The following is an 18,097-nucleotide window of genomic DNA, read 5'->3' on the forward strand; positions in this document are numbered from 1 at the left end:
AAACTTAAAATAAAAAGTTAAACTACAAATGACAATAATATTAAGTTATTAACAATTATTTACTTCCAGTTGAAACTAATTTCTTTCTTAATTTCGGGATGTAAACTGAAGAAAACGGGACACGTCATTGCCGTTCTTTCTAAGATGGTTTTTGTTTTATCATCTGGATGAATACTGAAATTAAATGCAACATGAATCTCAGTTATTCTTCGGGGTTCAGTTCCCATAATTTTAGTTACTTCAGCAGTAGAACCAGAAAAATCGACTTCTAAATCTTTGGCTTTAATCCCCATTACAGTGAACATACAACTTGCTAAACCATTTGCAACCGTATCTGTTGGAGAAAAAGCTTCGCCCTTTCCGTTATTGTCTAATGGTGCGTCTGTAATAATTTCAGAACCCGATTGTAAATGTATTGATGATGTGCGTAAATCGCCTAAGTAAGTCACTTTTGATGTAGCCATTATTGAACTTTTTTAATCGTTAAGTCGTTATCATAAAATAATAAATAACAACCATTATTATTGTTTGAACCTTCTTCGTTTGAATAGTCAAAGCTATTTTCTACTTGTTCTGTTTTATATTTCAAAGCTGATTCCGCAAATCCTTCTTCTTGGCAAATACGTAAAATGGTATCAAAAGTAGTATCAAAACCTTTTACAGCAACCGCATTTGGTAAAACGTTATTTACTTTCTTATATTCTTTTGCAAATATTAATTCTTCAGGAGTTTCGATAACTTTAGCTGCAGAAGGATACATCATCTTTAAATCGGTTAAATTTTTCATAGGAATTCCTTCGAAATTAAGTGCGCTATACACTTCATAAACCACCATTTGAATATCAAATTCTTTTTGTAAAGTTTTTAGACTATTAGTAACTTTTAAAATAGTTCCTGAGCCTTCCGTTTCTACAATAATATAATTCGTCTTTCCTTTTACTAATTGGGTTTTTAAACTTGCGACATTTAACTCCCCTTTATCAGTAAAACTAGCTTGTTTAACATCCGGATAATTCTCGTTTAAATAGTTTTTAGAGGAAGTCTTTTTTGAGCTGATAATAGCGATTACGTTTCCATTATTAGTGCTGCAATAATTAAATAGATTTGCTTTCAATCGATCTTCCGATGGAATTGCATAATATAAATTTGGCAATGCTAATCCTTTTTCTTTCGAAAGTGGTGAGATCACAGGAATATCATATTTCGAAAGTAAATGTGCCGTATTTTCAACATGTGAATTTTGGAACGGACCAATTACCGCACTTACATTCGAAAAATCATTTTTAGCTATTACAGAAGCGACATTTGAAGTGTTTTTAGAACTTTCAATGTCATAAATTCTAACATTTACCGGTAATCCTAAAACTCTAGCTGAATCGATAGCCATCAAAGCTCCTGCATAAAAATCTAATGTTAAGTTTAAGAACTTATTCGTTCTTAAATGCTCTGTTTGTGTTTTCGATGGATCAGACGTAATTTTATCAACATTAAAAGGCAATAATAAAACCAATTCTTTTTGCTTCTTTTTATCGACTGTATTTAATAGATTCACTATTGATTTAGCACTATAAAAAGTATCGTTTGGTGATTTTGTAGAAGGAAGCACTAAAACCATCCCTTCTCTCAAACCGTCTTTCAATTCTGGATTAGCAGCAATCAATTCTTCTTGAGAAATATTTAATTTCTTAGTTAAACTATATAATGTTTCTTTTGGTTGCACTTCATATTTCTCAATACTGTCAACTACCGTTTTACTTTCCTTTGAGGTCTTTATAGTTAAGACTTCGCCAATTTTTAAACCCGCAACAATTTGAGGATTTAACTTTTCTAACTCTTCAACTGAAATTCCGTACTTCGTGGCAATTCCATATTTAGTTTCTTGTGCTAAAACGGAGTGTGAAAAAGTAGCGCTTTTAGTTTTTACTTTTTCAACTTTAACAACATCAATTGGTTTAACCGGAGGGAAATCTGCTTCTTCAGTAACTACTTTCTTATCCGAGTTAGGTTTAGATATATAAATTTCTTGATCAATTTTAAGACCGTCTTTAATTGAATCTTTGTTCCACTTTTCAAGATCTGAAACTGAAACCTTGTATTTTTTGGCAATACCGAATAGCGTTTCTTTTGCTGCAACTTTGTGTGTAGCAGTTGATCCATTTGAACCCGCCTTTGGAATTAATAATACAGTATTTTCCTGTACTCCTTCTCTAGAATCTGGATTCAAACGATAGATATCAAAAGGAGTAACTTGATACTTCTTTGCAATACTAAAAACTGTTTCTTTTGCTTTTACTTTATGCTCTATAAAATTATTTTTTTGGGCAAAAGCCCAAGAACTGAAAAAAACAAAAAACAATATTAAAGTCCTCATTTATTTTTTTTTAATTATTATATGTCAACCTTACAATTAATAAATCTTTGTAGAGTGCATCATCTTGATTTATGTTATAAAACTGTAATGCACTAACTGAACTAGAGGCTATTTTAGTATAAACGTAGTAACTTAATGTATTGAAATTATAGAAAAATGAAGCTTCGGTCTTACCATTATTAATCAATTGCATTACTTTTTCATCTCTTTCTTTCGCATCTGTAAATTTTCCTACAACCAAATAAAAACCATTAGGTACATCCTTTAAATTTTCAATAACCTCAATAGAGACCAAATTCATACTTTCTGCAAAATTATTTGCCTCTCTAGTTTCAGATGGTGTAATTAATGATGGATCATTCTCCACTTTTTCCTTGTGTCTCTTCAACTTTTGCAAGGCCATCTTATCATCATACTGGCGCGATTCTTCACTGTAAAACGTAGCTCTTTTTACCTTTTCTTTAATAACAGAATCTTTTTCGCTCGCTAATTTTTCAATCTCACTTATCAAAGCATCATTTTGAGTATTCGTCAAATTTTGATCTTTTTCCATTTCACTGATGTCTTCCGAAGAAATAGTGCTATTTGATTTGCCAGTGGCTAATTCTCTTGATTTCTTTTTATAAACTTTATTTTCTTCTAAGTTAATTTGCTTTACTTTATTCATAATTAAAGCATAGTTTGACCTATTATTAGCCAAGTCTTTCTTCAATTCTTGTAATAAACTGTTGGTCTCTTTTAAATTAGCATAAGAATTTTTCTCTAATTGCTTGGCGGTTGCTAAATCACCAATTTCTTTAGTTTTTAGCTCTTCTACATCTAACTTCATATTATAAACCAGCGAGTCTAATTTGTAAAGCAATACTTCCTGTACATTTTTATTAGCTGCTAAAACTAATTTTAATTTTTCAGCAGAACCACTTTGTTGTTTATCAATTTCATTCAAGTCAACTTTCAAGGAGTTGACTTTCAATACTTTTTCGTTCATTTGCTTTTGAACCACAACTCGATCTTGCAAATCTTCAATTTCTACCGTTTTCTTATTTAATTCGGCTGAGCCAATTTTATTTTGCTCTTTTAATTTAGAATTTTCAATATTAATTACCTTTGACTTCTCTAATGCAATCTGTTTTTCTGCAATAGCTACCATTAATTCTTCTCTACTGTTTGTAGGTTGGAACTGTTTTAAGTTTATTGCTAACTTCGTGCCAATATTTAATCCTGAGAGAATTTCTGGGTTTTGTAATTCTAATTGATCAATTGTAATACCATATTTCTTTGCAATTCCGAACTTTGTTTCTTGTGGCGCAACAACATGAAAAATAGTTTCTTCATTAATTACTCTCGCCTTACCATCTAACGTTTTTTTCTTGTAAGGAATTTTAATTTGCTGTCCAATGCGAAGACCATTTTCTAATAAATCTGTATTTAAAACATCTAAATCAGACACTGAAACATTATACAATCTGGCAATACTAAATAATGTTTCCTTCGGTTTAACCTCGTGAATAGCATTTTCATTACTATTTGAAGACTTGTTTTTCGTCGCCAATGATGCCACAAAATTTTTATTTATCTTCGGAATTGTAATTGCATTACCAACTTTTATAGTATTGTCCCCTAAATTTGGATTTAGCTGTTTGATATCTTCAATCGTAACATTATATTTTAATGCAATTCCATATAACGTCTCTTTTGGCTTAACCTCATGAGAAATTAAATTTATAACGGAAACAAAAAGCACTTGATTTTCTTTTAAACCATTTACCGCATCTGGGTTTAATTCATAAATTTCATTTTTAGAAATATTGAATTTCTTCGCGATTTGATGAACCGTTTCACCCTTATTTACAATGTATTCTACAAAGGATTCTTGTGCAGATACAGTTTGAAAAAAAAATGCTAAAATTAATATTGTAAAAGAAAATTTCATCGGTTCTTCTGTTTTTTGTGCTATAAAAATAATGCTTTTATAAACTATTATTTAAAATTTGTTTGGTTTATTCCCATTCAATTGTTGCTGGTGGTTTTGAGCTAATGTCATACACAACTCTATTTACACCTCTAACATTATTAATTATTTCGTTAGAAATTTTCATTAAAAACTCATATGGTAAATGTACCCAATCCGCGGTCATACCATCTGTAGATTCTACTGCTCTTAAAGCAACTACTTTTTCGTATGTACGCTCGTCGCCCATTACTCCTACACTATTTACTGGTAACAAGATTGCTCCAGCTTGCCATACTTTATCGTATAAGCCATGTTCTTTTAATCCGTTGATAAAAACTGCGTCAACTTCTTGCAAGATAGCTACTTTTTCTGGTGTAATATCGCCTAAAATACGAATCGCCAATCCTGGTCCTGGGAATGGATGACGACCTAATAATTCTGGATCGATCCCTAAAGTTGCACCTACTCTTCTCACTTCATCTTTAAACAACATTCGTAAAGGTTCTACAATTTGTAACTTCATAAAATCAGGTAAACCACCTACATTATGATGTGACTTAATTGTTGCTGAAGGTCCGCCAGTTGCAGAAACTGACTCAATTACGTCTGGATAAATTGTTCCTTGACCTAACCATTTCACGTCGGTTAATTGGTGTGCTTCATCGTCAAAAACTTCAATAAATGCTTTACCAATTGCTTTACGTTTTGATTCTGGTTCATCTAAACCTGCTAATGCAGTCATAAATCGCTCCGAAGCATCTACTCCTTTTACGTTTAAACCCATTCCTTTGTATTGATCTAATACGCTTTGGAATTCGTTCTTACGAAGTAAACCATTATTTACGAAAATACAATATAAATTATCACCAATTGCCTTGTTTAATAAAACCGCCGCTACTGTTGAATCTACTCCTCCAGAAAGTCCTAAAACTACTTTATCATTACCGATTTTTTCTTTCATTTCGGCAACAATTTCCTCTACGAAAGCATTTGGAGTAAAGGTTTGAGGTACTTCAGCAATTTTCACTAAGAAGTTTTCCAACATTTGTTTTCCATCTGTTGAATGATATACTTCTGGGTGAAATTGAATTGCATAAGTAGTTTCGCCTTCAATTTTATAGGCTGCGTTTTCTACATCTTTAGTACTTGCAATTTTAACACCATTAGTTGGCAAATGCTTAATAGAATCTGAATGAGACATCCAAACTTGGCTGTTTAATTCCACTCCCTCTAAAAACACTTCATTTTCTTTGATGTAAGAAAGATTTGCTCTTCCATATTCTCTTGTATTTGAAGCCGCTACTTCACCACCTGAAAAATGAGCTAAATATTGTGCACCATAACAAACTGCTAACAAAGGCATTTTTCCTCTAATCTGAGATAAATCTGGATGTAAAGCATTTTCAGCACGAACAGAAAATGGGCTTCCTCCTAAAATTACGGCTTTATAAGATGATAAGTCAGTTGGGATTTTATCATAAGGGAAAATTTCGCAAAAAATGTTTAATTCTCTTACTCTGCGAGCAATTAATTGCGTGTATTGCGATCCGAAATCTAGTATTAATACGTTTTGTTGCATCTGTATTGTTATTGTTGTTATTGTCGTTGTTGTTTTTTTATAATTATAGTTTTTGTGCAACACAGATTTTCGAAATTTATATAATATTAAAAATCTGTGTTCGAAAAAATTTTACTATTGTCTATTCTGATGTAATCGTTATTTTTTCAACATTTTCACCTTCAAAACACTACCATTATTATAATAGATATTTAGCAAGTAACTTCCTGATGCTAAATCTGAAACATTTAAATTTTCGTTTGTCACTGACTTAACTAAGCTTCCATTTAATGAATAAATAGCCACCTTATAAAATTCTTGTTCACTAATAATTTTTAAATCTTCTTGAACTGGATTTTCAAATTTAACGTTTTCAGCGTTCATAATTTGATCAGCACTACTTAAATCTTCATCTACTAAATATTTTCCAACAAAGATTTTTCTTGTTGATCCATTTAAATATTCTGCTCCAATAATAAATTCAGTGTCAGATAAAACAACTAAACTTTTAGCTATTTCTTGATATGCATTTGTATTTTGAACGTAGACTTCACCATCATTAAAAGTAGTATCTATGGAACCATCATTATTTAATCTGTTTATAAAAAAATTAAACTGACCATTTTCTGCACTAGCTCCACATAAATAAATTTTATTATTAAAAATTTTTAAATCTGAAAGAGAAGCATTTGGATATTGGTACAATCCATTTGTAGCAAAAGTATTTATTAATTGACCTGTTGGACTATATTTCATAACTCTAATTACAAGCGTATTTTCATTTATTTCTCCATGAATTATATTATTGTTGTTATCACGCTCGACATAATCGAAAGAAGCCTCAAAATCTAGTAAATTACCGTAGACGTAAGATTCTATTTTACCGTTAGTACCAAAAGTAGTGTCCATTGTGCCGTCCACTACTGAATGTAAAGAGAAAAATATTTGATAATTTACCTCATCTAATGATTTGATTAATAAATTACCCGCTGCACCTTCATAAAGTCCATTAATATTCGAAATACCAGAAATTGCTAAATCAGGCAATTCTATTCCATTTACTAAATCAATTCTTTTTAACAGTACTTGAGAATCATCAAGTAAATATCCTTCATAATAAATATTATTGCTAAAACAATATGAATCAGAATTCCAACTATATGAACCTGAATTTGGGAATAAATAAGATAAGAAACCATCAACTCCAAAAGACGTATCAATTGTTCCATTGCTATTAAGTTTAAGAACTTGTTTTTCTTCAGGTGAAAACAGAAATATTTTATCGTTAATTAAATGAATTTCAGTATTAAATGGATCAAGTAAAAATGGTGAAATAAAATAACCATTAGTTCCAAAAGTACTATCTAAAGTTCCATCTGTATTTAATCTAGCAACAAAATATTCAAAATCAGTATTTGGTAGATTGAAATGTCCTGTAACAAGAATCTTCCCGTCAGTTTGCACTTTAGAATTAATAGTTGAATAGCCATTAGTATCTCCATTTAAAACAGTCCAGCCATCCGTTCCAAAAGTCGGATCCTGTATTATACTTTGAGCAAAAAATAAACTTGTAAAAAGTAAAAAAATAAATGTAGTAGTAGTTTTAATCATATCTTTATTATAAAATTTTAATATTCGAATGTACCGTATTCAGATGTAATCGTTAATTTTTTACTTTCCGAAGCTTCGACTCTTCCTACAATTTGTGCGTCGATATTAAACGATTTTGAAATTGCAATGATATCTTGAGCTACTTCAGCCGGAACGTAAATTTCCATACGATGACCGCAATTGAAAACTTGATACATTTCCTTCCAATCTGTTTGTGATTGCTCTTGAATCAATTTAAACAAAGGTGGAACTGGAAATAAATTATCTTTAATCACGTGAACGTTTTCTACAAAATGAAGCACTTTTGTTTGTGCACCACCACTGCAATGAACCATTCCGTGAATGTCTTTCTTGGTATATTTCGATAAAATTTGTTTGATTACTGGTGCGTAAGTTCTCGTTGGAGAAAGCACTAATTTACCAGCGTCAATTGGACTATTTTCAACAGCATCGGTTAATTGGGCTTGACCCGAATAAACCAAATCCATAGGAACAGAAGCATCAAAACTTTCTGGATATTTAGTGGCTAAATACTTCCCAAAAACATCATGACGAGCAGATGTTAAACCATTGCTTCCCATGCCGCCATTGTATTCTTTTTCGTAAGTCGCTTGTCCGAAAGAAGCCAATCCTACAATTACATCACCGGCTTTAATATTGGCATTATCAATTACATCTTCGCGCTTCATACGAGCCGTAACCGTTGAATCTACAATGATTGTTCGCACTAAATCGCCAACATCAGCTGTTTCTCCTCCAGTAGAATGAATCGTTACTCCGTGATTTTTCAATTCGGCAATTAATTCTTCGGTACCATTAATGATTGCTGATAAGACTTCACCTGGAATTACATTTTTGTTTCTTCCGATTGTTGATGAAAGTAAGATGTTATCTGTTGCACCAACGCACAATAAATCATCAATATTCATGATTAATGCATCTTGAGCAATTCCCTTCCAAACCGAAATATCTCCCGTTTCTTTCCAATACATATAAGCTAAAGACGATTTTGTCCCAGCTCCATCTGCATGCATAATGATGCAATACTGGTCGTCATTCGTTAAATAATCGGGTATGATTTTACAAAATGCTTGTGGAAATAAGCCTTTATCAATATTTTTGATAGCTTGATGCACATCTTCTTTAGAAGCAGAAACTCCTCTTAAATTGTAGCGTTTGCTGGTATCAGAACTCATGTATTTAGTGTGTTGTTGTTGAGTCGCAAAGATAGTTTTAAAAATTAGATTTTAGAAATTTAACAATTAGAAATACTAAATTTTTATTCGATAAATTCCATCAATAACTTCTGATGCATTATTTGGCACTTGTACATTCTCCGTTTTGTAAGTCGTGTAACATTCCTGACCAATTGCTTCAACATCGTAAGTAATAGTAATTTCTTTAACAACATCAGTGATATCGTTATTTAAAGTGATAATAAATGTATTTTCAAGAGGATTTTGAGTATCTGGAAAAATTCGAATCAGACTCATATTTGAAACAAAAACAAAAGGAATCAATTTATCCTCCAGATCTTTAATTGAAATTTGTTGGGCCGTAAAGGTTTCATTCACAAACACATTTTCTAAGGTAGTTTCATCAAGTAAATCTACAAACAATGAAGCTGGTTCTGCCTTGTCGCCTTCCATACATTTGTCACAACTAACATTTAAAAATGCGATCGCTAAAACCAAAAACCCTATATATTTTTTCATATTTGTTTACTTTATTTACTTAAAATTTCAATCTCCACTCTTCGGTTTGCCGCCGCTTGCTCTTCTGAAGCTTCGGGAATAGGATAAAGTGGTTGCGAAACGCCAAATCCTTTTGTTTGAATACGATGTTGCTGAATTCCTTTGAAAACTAAAAAACGTTTAATCTGTTTCGCTCTATCGGTCGATAAATTGCGGTGATCTTTATTAATGCAGCAAATATGCCCTTGAATTTCAATTTTTAAATTTGGATTCTCTTGCATTACAAAAAACAAATCATACAGAGCGCCTTGCGATTCTGGAACAGTAGCAAAGGTATTTTGATAAAAATTAATGTTTTTTAAAACAATCTTTGTTCCCACTCTTGCCAACTTCACTTTTTCAATCAAAGGCAGACTATCTGGAATTTCAACTAGCTCTTCCACTTCTTCTTTAATTCCTAAAATTGCATTCTCTTTTGCCAAATCCTTTTCTTGTAAGAAGTGAATAATAGCTTTTCTATTTTCCGCTTTATTGGTTGAAGTTGCGCCTTTTTCACCCAGCGAAATAGCTTTAAAATCGGCACGAATTTGAACTTTATTTTTAATTTGATCGTAAATATAATCTACACGCTTCTGCGACAAAGTATCATTAGAACCTGTAGTTCCTACCTCATCTGTAGCTCCTGTGATTGATAATATTTTTGATGATTTATTTGAAGCTATCCATTTTGTTAGTTTAGGCAATTCTACTTTATTCAATTCATGCTTATTATTATCAAAATAAAAAGTGACTTGCTCTTGCGAGAAGACCAAACATCCTACTGATAAAAATAATATGGAGAAGACTAACTTCATTTTTTTTTCTTTTTTACGAAATAACAACAATTTTAATACATATAAAACTATGCCAAAGCTAATTTTCAATTATTTGAATTTCAACCCTACGGTTTTCATTTCGTTCGTCTTCATTTCTTTCTGGAATCTTATGAATTGGTTTTGAACTTCCAAAACTTTTAAAACTCAATCGATTTTTAGCTATTCCTTTATAAACTAGATAATTGTAAACTGCTAAAGCACGAACTTTCGCAGTATCTTCCACATCTTTTCCTTTTTGACAACAAATATGTCCCTGAATTTCAATTTTCAGATTGGGATTTTGATCTAAAATAGTTGCCAATTCTACCAATATAGGTTTGGATTCCCGAACAACAATTCCAGAACGATTGTAAAAATATAGGTTTTTCAAAATTAACTTATCTCCAACTTTAGCCAATGAAACTTGCCTTTCTAAATCAGTTTCTTGACCAAAATGGTCTTCAAGCACTCCAGAATCTTTTTTAACTGAATATTCATCATAATGGATTTCTACTTTTCGATTCAAAGCTAAATTGGTGTCTTGCTGAAAATCTTCACCTTTTGCTATAATTTCAATCGAAGTTTGATTTGTGTTTTCTCCAATAAAATTCCGGACGAATAACGCTCTGTTTTTAGACAAATTATAATTGTAAGCATTACTTGCTCGAAAATCACAGAATCCAACTATTTGCGTGATTTTTAATTCTTCATTGTTCAAAAACTCCTCTAATCGATTTGACTCAATTTTATCTAATTGGTAAGAAGCGGTATCAAAATAAACCGTGAATTTGGTTTGCCCAAAAACACTAAGATTTATCAAAAGAAATAGCACTACTGACTTTTTCATACAATTAGATTTATGCCGAAAATAAAAAAAACCTACTTAATTAAGCAGGTTTTTAGCATTTATTTTTGAACTATTATTTAGTAAATAACATCTCTCTGTATTTTGTTAAGGTCCAAATTTCATTATCAACCAATAATTCTAATTTATCAGCATGGTAGCGAATTTCATCAAAATAAGGTTTTACTTCATCACAATAAGCATTTGCCATCTCTTCCGTATTAGTCAATGCATTTGCATTTTTACGTTCGTCGATCATTTTTTCGACTTTCGTATTAATACCTTCAATATGACCAGAAATTTCTTTGATTATTAGAATTTGTTGCTTGGCTATTTGTTCAAAATCCTTACCAAAAATCTCTTTTAAACCTTTTACGTTTTCAATCAATATATTTTGGTAACGAATCGCTGTTGGAATTACGTGATTACGTGCAATATCGCCTAAAACTCTTCCTTCAATCTGGATTTTCTTGATATAATCTTCTAATTCAATTTCGTAACGTGATTCTACCTCAACATGATTCATTACGCCCATTTCACCAAAAACAGCAATAGCTTTCTCAGAAATTTTCGCTTTTAAAGCCGCTGGAGTAGTTTTATGATTACTTAATCCGCGTTTTGCAGCTTCTTGTTCCCAAGCTTCACTGTAACCATCTCCTTCAAAAAGAATAGATTTGGTTTGTTTGATATATTCTCTTAAAACATTAAAAATAGCTTCATCTTTCTTGAAATCATTTGTTTCAATTAACGAATCCACTTCCTTTTTGAAATCTTTTAATTGTTTAGATACAATTGTATTTAAAGTAGTCATAGAAACGGCACAATTCGCTGACGAACCAACGGCTCTGAACTCAAATTTGTTTCCAGTAAATGCAAACGGCGAAGTTCTGTTTCTATCTGTATTGTCTAATAAAACGTCTGGTAATTTCCCTACTACGTTTAATTTTAAATCTGTCTTTTCTTCTGGTGATAATTTACCTTTAGTAACACCTTCTAATTCCGCTAATACTCTTGTTAATTGTTCTCCAATGAAAATTGAAATAATAGCTGGTGGTGCTTCATTAGCTCCTAAACGATGGTCATTACTAGCCGAAGCAATTGAAGCTCTAACTAATTCTTCATAATCATGAACCGCCTTAATCGTATTGACAAAGAATGTTAAAAACTGCAGATTACTCATTGGTGTTTTGCCCGGAGTCAATAAATTAATTCCAGTATCTGTTGCTAGCGACCAATTGTTATGTTTTCCTGAACCATTAATTCCTTTGAACGGTTTTTCGTGAAACAAAACTTTGAAAAAATGACGTTCAGCCACTTTTTGCATCACATCCATAAGAAGTGAATTGTGGTCTACCGCTAAATTACTCTCTTCAAAAATAGGAGCCAATTCATATTGATTTGGTGCCACTTCGTTATGTCTTGTTTTTACAGGAATTCCTAACAACATACATTCGTTTTCTAAATCACGGATATAGGTTAAAACTCTTGTTGGAATTGATCCAAAATAATGATCTTCTAATTGCTGTCCTTTTGACGCGGTATGTCCTAATAAGGTTCTTCCGGTCGCCATTAAATCGGGTCTCGAATTTGCCAAAGCAATATCTACAAGGAAATACTCTTGTTCCCAACCTAAAGTTGCAGTAACACGTTTTACATTTTTATCAAAATATTTCGCCACATCTGTTGCTGCTACATCCATAGCAGATAAAGCTCTTAACAAAGGTGTTTTATTATCTAATGCTTCACCTGTGTACGAAACAAAAACTGTTGGAATACATAAAGTTGTTCCAAAAATAAAGGCTGGCGAAGTTGGATCCCAAGCGGTATAACCTCTAGCTTCAAAAGTATTTCTAATTCCTCCATTTGGAAAAGATGAGGCGTCTGGCTCTTGTTGGGCCAATTGACTTCCACCAAATTTTTCAACAGGATCGCTTCCGTCAGGAAAAGTTTCAAAAAATGCATCGTGCTTTTCTGCTGTTGTTCCAGTTAATGGTTGAAACCAGTGTGTATAATGTGTTACACCTTTAGATAAAGCCCATTCTTTCATTCCTAAGGCAATATATTCTGCAATTTTTCTGTCGATTTTTACACCGTCTGCTGCTGCTAAAACTGCTTTATAAGCTTCTGATGTTAAAAATTGGCGCATTGCTTTGTCTCCAAAAACATTGCTACCAAAAATGATTGATTTTCTGTCTAATTCTTCTACATGAACCGGTTTTCTGTCGGATGCCGTTTTTATTGCTTGAAATCGAAATGATGACATAAAGTTGTGTGTTTTGAGTTATACCCCTGAAAAGTTATGCAAATATATTATTTTTTCGACAAAATTCACTTCATACCCTATTTTTTTTAGGGTTGATTTGAAAATTTATTACTTTTGTATTATGAGCGACAAAAATTTATATATGATAATGTTAGGATGTACTCCAAAAGGACGTTTTACGGAGCAACACGATATATTTTTCGGAATTGGAAATAATTTGAAAGAATTAGCTCCTGAAATGAAAGCTTTCTGGCCCGAAGCAAAAGGAAAAATTCATATTGATGCTTGGCAAAAAATTACGCAAGTTGAAGATTATACTATTGAAGTTGTCTCCACAGAAACAGAAATTGAAGGAACTGAAAAGTTATTCTTTTTAAACTTAGGCGGTTATAAAGAAGGTGATTTTGAAGAGTATCATTATAAAGTGTTAGTAGTTGCAAAAACTAAAGCCGAAGCCATAAAGAAAGCAAAGAAAACTACTTTCTTCAAACATTGTGGTTTTAAAGGAGGAGGCGAAACGCATATTGATGATAAATATGGCATTGATGTAGATGACATTCATAAAATAGACGATATTTTAGCTATTCAATACAAAGCTAACTACAGACTTAAAATAACAAAAACCAATACGATTTCAACAGATGAAAAACATATTGGTTATTTATCAATTTCGAAATTGACAAAATAAAAAAGAGCTATCTGTTGGGATAGCTCTTGTAGTTATTCTTGTATCTTAATAACGTTTGCTTCATCTAATTGATATCTTTCTACAACCGCTTCGTAATCTTCAAAATTGAATGCTGCTGTTCTACTTGCAAAACTTCCAGGAATAACAACGACTCTAAAAACTTGGTTCAACCTAAAATCAGGATTTAATCCTGGTAAATCATACCCAAATAATTCAACCACAGCATTTACTCTTGTAAAATCATTTTTATAACCAAAGTTTAAAGTTCCGTCGTCATAATAATAGGTTTCAGGTAATAATTTCCAAACATCTCTATTTGAATCTAACCCTGTCAAACGATAAACCAAAACCATATCCGAAGGATAAATCGCAAATGGAAAGTTTAAAATGCGACTGTAGTCGTTAGAATTCGTAAGGTTTACATTAGAATATTCAAAAACCTCACTAATAGTGTCTTTATCAGGACCTTCTTTTACTTCGTTCACTGTACAACTTTGTAGTGTTATCATCCCGATAAAAACTAACATTAAGGTAATTCTTTTACTCATGGTCTTATAATTTAAATGTTTGTATTAGTATCTCTTTTATTTCCTTATCCTTTAATCTAAAAGAATAAAGTTATTTAATACTATCCAATTCTTGTGCCAAAAATCTATTTTATACTTTTTTTGTACCTTTGCAACCTAAAGAAGCACGTAAAATGGGAAGAAACAATGCAAAAAACATTAAGACGCACAACGATAAATTGCACAAAGAGCAATCAAAAGAAAAGGCTAAAAAAAATGCTCGTGCAGAAAAACTAAAAGAAATTACCAAGAAATTCAACGAATCTAAAGCGTAACTTATGTCGAATTGCTATTGTGGAAATTCAATTTCGTTTGAAGAATGTTGTGCACCTTATATAGAAGGAAGCAAGAAACCGAAAACGGCTGAAGCTTTAATGCGTTCGCGATATAGTGCTTATGCAACAGGAAACGCTAATTATTTAGTTGAAACTACTCATATTTCGACACGAAAATATCATAAAAAAGAAGACATCTTAGCTTGGAGTAAAGCGAATCAATGGCTAAAGTTAATCGTGCTGAGCGCAACAGAAAATACAGTTACTTTTGAGGCGTATTTTTTGGATGAAAAAGTAAACGCACAAATTCATAAAGAACATTCCTATTTTAAATTAGAAAACGGAAATTGGTTTTATGTTGATGGAGAATTTAGTTGAGTAATTGTAATTATTACGAAGTTCCCGCGTAGGTTGACAACTCAAAATAGCATAATTTAGTTAAGGTAATAAAACAAAAAAAGCTGAAACGAGTTCAGCTTTCTAATCAATATATTTTTTCTCTATTCGTCTTCCGAAAAAGTTTGCGCTTTTGAATACACACGCCACTTTTGAATTAAATCCAATAAATCCTGTGGGATTTCGGTATCAAATCGCATAAACTCTTTGGTTACAGGATGTTCAAATCCTAATGTTTTTGCGTGAAGCGCTTGCCTTGGCAACGTTTTAAAACAATTATCTACAAATTGTTTGTATTTTGTAAATGTGGTACCTTTTAAAATCAGATTACCGCCATAACGCTCATCATTAAATAAAGTGTGACCAATATGTTTCATGTGCACACGAATTTGGTGCGTTCTTCCTGTTTCTAATTTGCAAGAAACCAAAGTTACGTAACCAAATCGCTCTAAAACCTTGTAATGTGTAACAGCTGGTTTCCCTTTCTCTTCATCTAAGAAAACTGCCATTTGCATGCGGTTCACTAAATGTCTGTCGATATTGCCCTCGATTGTTCCTTCGTCTTCTTCTATATTTCCCCAAACCAAAGCAACGTATTCTCTTTCCGAAGTTTTTTCGGCAAATTGCTTACTCAAATAAGCCATTGCGTGTTCAGTTTTCGCCACAACTAATAAGCCCGTTGTATCTTTATCAATACGATGTACTAATCCTGGTCGTTCTGAACTGTTCATTGGTAAATTCTCAAAATGAAAAGCCAATGCGTTTACTAAAGTTCCCGAATAGTTTCCGTGACCTGGATGAACCACCATTCCTGCTGGTTTGTTTACTACCAATAACTGATCGTCTTCATATACGATATCCAGCGCTATATCTTCTGGCTTTAGCAATTGCTCATATGTGGGATGCGCTAACACCACACGAACAACGTCACCAGCTTTTACTTTATAATTTGATTTTACCGAAGCGTCATTCACTAAAACTGCGCCTGATTCTACTGCATTCTGTATTTTGCTACGAGTTGTATTTTCGATTAAGTTCATCAAAAATTTATCCACACGCAAAGACGATTGGCCTTTACCTGCTTCAAAACGATAATGCTCATATAATTCATCTCCTAGTTCGTTCTCAACACTTGTATATTCTGCCATTATCTTAATTAAATTCTTCTGGTATTACTTCTTCTGGTGCTTCATTGATCATTGGCTCTTCTGAATTAAAAGTATCTTCATCAAAAACTTCTTTTCCATCACCAAGTACAAAATCTAATGTAGAGTTTTTCTTAACAATATCTCCAACACGCAAACGTTTTCCATTTTGATAAATTTGAAGTACAACATCTTTCGCTAAATGTGGTTTATAAGTAATTTTACCTTCTTTCAAACTCAAAGCCGTGATTGTAGCTAAAATCTGGCGGTAGGTTTTATCCTTAAACTGAGGAATTTCAATACTTGTAAATTCGCCTGAATTTAATTTTACATATACTTTTCTTCCATCCTTTACAACGCTTCCTGCTTTAGGATCTTGTTCAATGATTGAAAATGGCGGGAAATTAGGTCTGTAGTCAACTGTATCTAGCAAGAACACTTCTAAATTTATTTCTTTTAATTTCTCTTCTGCGATTTCTAATTTCATCTTAGATAAATCTGGCACTTTGATTTCTTCGCCATGGTTGGTTCTGAAATTAAGAAATTGTAATAACAAAAAAACAAAAACGACTACGATCGTTCCCGCTAATGCTAATTGGATAAAAAAGGTTCTACTTGTCAAAAATTTAAATAAACTCATACTACTAGGATATTTCAGCAAAGATATAAAAATAGAAAACATTTCGGGATTCTAAACGCTTTGTTTTCGATTTAAGTTAAAACGCTACTTCTTTGAAAATATTTCCCTGCTGTTTTATTATAATTTTATCGGAATCTCAATAAAAAATGTAATTTTGTTATCCTAATACAAGACATACTAGATGAAAAAAGTAGCCATCATAATGGGAGGTTATTCCAGCGAATACAAAATATCATTAACCAGCGGTAATGTAGTTTTTAACAACATCGACAGCTCAAAATTCACGGCTTACCGCATTCATATTTTTAAAGAAAAATGGGTGTATGTAGATCAAAATGATGCTGAATTTCCGATTGATAAAAATGACTTTTCGGTGACTGTTGATGGAACAAAAATCAACTTCGATGTGGTTTTTAACGCTATTCATGGAACTCCAGGTGAAGATGGTTTAATGCAGGCCTATTTAGAATTACTAAATATTCCACAAACTTCTTGTGATTATTATCAGTCAGCTTTGACATTTAACAAACGTGACATGTTGTCGGTGTTAAAACCTTATGGTATCAAAACAGCAACTTCTTTTTATCTGAATTTAGGTGATAAAATTAATGTGGAAGCTATTTTAGAAAAAGTAGGATTACCTTGCTTTGTGAAACCGAACAAATCTGGTTCTAGTTTTGGAATTTCGAAAGTAAAAACTACGGAAGAATTTCTTCCAGCTATTGAAAGTGCTTACAAAGAAGATGATGAAATTATCATTGAAAGCTTTTTAGACGGAATAGAAGTATCTGTTGGTGTAATTAATTATAAAGGAAAAGTTACAGTTTTACCTATCACTGAAATTGTATCTGAAAATGATTTTTTCGATTACGAAGCGAAATATTTAGGGAAATCACAAGAAATTACACCTGCTCGAATTTCGGAAGAAATGAAAGAAAAAATTGAAATTGTTGCTAAAAGAGCTTACGAAATATTGAAAATGAAAGGTTTTTCTCGAAGTGAATTCATTATTGTAGATAACGAACCTTTTATGTTAGAGATGAATACCGTTCCAGGTTTAACCGATGGAAGTATTTTACCTCAACAAGCTCAAGAGGCTGGAATATCATTACCGGAATTGTTTGAAAATGCTATTGAATTGGCGCTACAAAACTAATTTTATTTAAAAATAACTAATATATAATTTTATGATCTTTTACGGAACCAATTCTTCAACAATTAAAACGGGACAAATAAGA

Annotated in this window: 17 protein-coding genes; 4 read left to right on the forward strand and 13 right to left on the reverse strand. The window is 32.1% G+C overall.

Going from position 1 to position 18,097, the window contains the following annotated elements:
• Positions 1-59: 59 nt before the first annotated feature.
• The 10 genes from ACFSX9_RS11645 to ACFSX9_RS11690 all read right to left on the reverse strand — a co-directional run bounded on the left by ACFSX9_RS11645 (position 60) and on the right by ACFSX9_RS11690 (position 13,149).
• Entirely contained in the window at positions 60-464 is a 405-nt protein-coding gene (locus ACFSX9_RS11645; protein ID WP_379807840.1) for an OsmC family protein, read from the reverse strand.
• Positions 464-2,371: a PBP1 and LysM peptidoglycan-binding domain-containing protein gene (locus ACFSX9_RS11650; RefSeq protein WP_379807842.1), complete on the reverse strand. Its 1,908-nt coding sequence runs from the start codon at positions 2,369-2,371 to the stop codon at positions 464-466. Before ACFSX9_RS11650 ends, ACFSX9_RS11645 begins: the two co-directional genes overlap by 1 nt.
• Positions 2,372-2,381: 10 nt before the next feature.
• Positions 2,382-4,304, reverse strand: coding sequence for a lytic transglycosylase (locus ACFSX9_RS11655; RefSeq protein WP_379807845.1), 1,923 nt, complete (start codon positions 4,302-4,304; stop codon positions 2,382-2,384).
• A 67-nt stretch (positions 4,305-4,371) separates the two neighbouring features.
• On the reverse strand, positions 4,372-5,904 hold the full coding sequence (gene guaA / locus ACFSX9_RS11660) for a glutamine-hydrolyzing GMP synthase (RefSeq protein WP_379807847.1): 1,533 nt from the start codon (positions 5,902-5,904) through the stop codon (positions 4,372-4,374).
• A 138-nt stretch (positions 5,905-6,042) separates the two neighbouring features.
• A complete protein-coding gene (locus tag ACFSX9_RS11665) occupies positions 6,043-7,494 on the reverse strand; it encodes a T9SS type A sorting domain-containing protein (protein ID WP_379807849.1) in 1,452 nt (483 codons plus the stop codon).
• 17 nt (positions 7,495-7,511) lie between these two features.
• Positions 7,512-8,690 carry an AIR synthase related protein gene (locus ACFSX9_RS11670; protein ID WP_379807851.1) on the reverse strand — a complete coding sequence of 393 codons (1,179 nt, stop codon included), beginning with the start codon at positions 8,688-8,690 and terminating at the stop codon, positions 7,512-7,514.
• A 75-nt stretch (positions 8,691-8,765) separates the two neighbouring features.
• The gene (locus ACFSX9_RS11675; protein ID WP_379807853.1) at positions 8,766-9,209 is read right to left on the reverse strand and encodes a hypothetical protein; all 444 of its coding nucleotides are present in this window, start codon (positions 9,207-9,209) and stop codon (positions 8,766-8,768) included.
• 11 nt (positions 9,210-9,220) lie between these two features.
• Positions 9,221-10,042: an OmpA family protein gene (locus ACFSX9_RS11680; RefSeq protein ID WP_379807855.1), complete on the reverse strand. Its 822-nt coding sequence runs from the start codon at positions 10,040-10,042 to the stop codon at positions 9,221-9,223.
• Positions 10,043-10,100: 58 nt separating this feature from the next.
• Positions 10,101-10,889, reverse strand: a complete 789-nt coding sequence (locus tag ACFSX9_RS11685; RefSeq protein WP_379807857.1) for an OmpA family protein — start codon at positions 10,887-10,889, stop codon at positions 10,101-10,103.
• A gap of 73 nt (positions 10,890-10,962) precedes the next feature.
• Positions 10,963-13,149, reverse strand: a complete 2,187-nt coding sequence (locus tag ACFSX9_RS11690; protein ID WP_379807859.1) for a glutamine synthetase III family protein — start codon at positions 13,147-13,149, stop codon at positions 10,963-10,965.
• A gap of 121 nt (positions 13,150-13,270) precedes the next feature.
• On the opposite strand from ACFSX9_RS11690, the gene ACFSX9_RS11695 reads away from it, so the two are divergent.
• A complete protein-coding gene (locus ACFSX9_RS11695; protein ID WP_379807861.1) occupies positions 13,271-13,837 on the forward strand; it encodes a DUF1543 domain-containing protein in 567 nt (188 codons plus the stop codon).
• A gap of 32 nt (positions 13,838-13,869) precedes the next feature.
• On the opposite strand, the gene ACFSX9_RS11700 is transcribed toward ACFSX9_RS11695, so the two are convergent.
• Positions 13,870-14,385: a hypothetical protein gene (locus tag ACFSX9_RS11700; RefSeq protein ID WP_379807863.1), complete on the reverse strand. Its 516-nt coding sequence runs from the start codon at positions 14,383-14,385 to the stop codon at positions 13,870-13,872.
• Between the two features lie 152 nt (positions 14,386-14,537).
• On the opposite strand from ACFSX9_RS11700, the gene ACFSX9_RS11705 reads away from it, so the two are divergent.
• Complete coding sequence (locus ACFSX9_RS11705) at positions 14,538-14,678, forward strand: hypothetical protein (RefSeq protein WP_379807865.1); 141 nt, start codon at positions 14,538-14,540, stop codon at positions 14,676-14,678.
• Between the two features lie 3 nt (positions 14,679-14,681).
• Entirely contained in the window at positions 14,682-15,056 is a 375-nt protein-coding gene (locus ACFSX9_RS11710; RefSeq protein ID WP_379807867.1) for a YchJ family protein, read from the forward strand.
• A gap of 122 nt (positions 15,057-15,178) precedes the next feature.
• Here ACFSX9_RS11710 and ACFSX9_RS11715 read toward each other — a convergent pair whose 3' ends face one another.
• Together ACFSX9_RS11715 and ACFSX9_RS11720 are read right to left on the reverse strand one after the other, a co-directional pair.
• Entirely contained in the window at positions 15,179-16,222 is a 1,044-nt protein-coding gene (locus tag ACFSX9_RS11715; RefSeq protein ID WP_379807869.1) for an RluA family pseudouridine synthase, read from the reverse strand.
• 4 nt (positions 16,223-16,226) lie between these two features.
• Positions 16,227-16,859: a PASTA domain-containing protein gene (locus ACFSX9_RS11720; protein ID WP_379807871.1), complete on the reverse strand. Its 633-nt coding sequence runs from the start codon at positions 16,857-16,859 to the stop codon at positions 16,227-16,229.
• A 181-nt stretch (positions 16,860-17,040) separates the two neighbouring features.
• Between ACFSX9_RS11720 and ACFSX9_RS11725 the strand changes: the two genes are divergently transcribed.
• Positions 17,041-18,015: a D-alanine--D-alanine ligase gene (locus ACFSX9_RS11725; protein WP_379807873.1), complete on the forward strand. Its 975-nt coding sequence runs from the start codon at positions 17,041-17,043 to the stop codon at positions 18,013-18,015.
• Positions 18,016-18,097 lie beyond the last annotated feature (82 nt).

It is taken from the genome of Flavobacterium ardleyense (assembly GCF_042686085.1).
Classification (GTDB): Bacteria; Bacteroidota; Bacteroidia; order Flavobacteriales; family Flavobacteriaceae; genus Flavobacterium; species Flavobacterium ardleyense.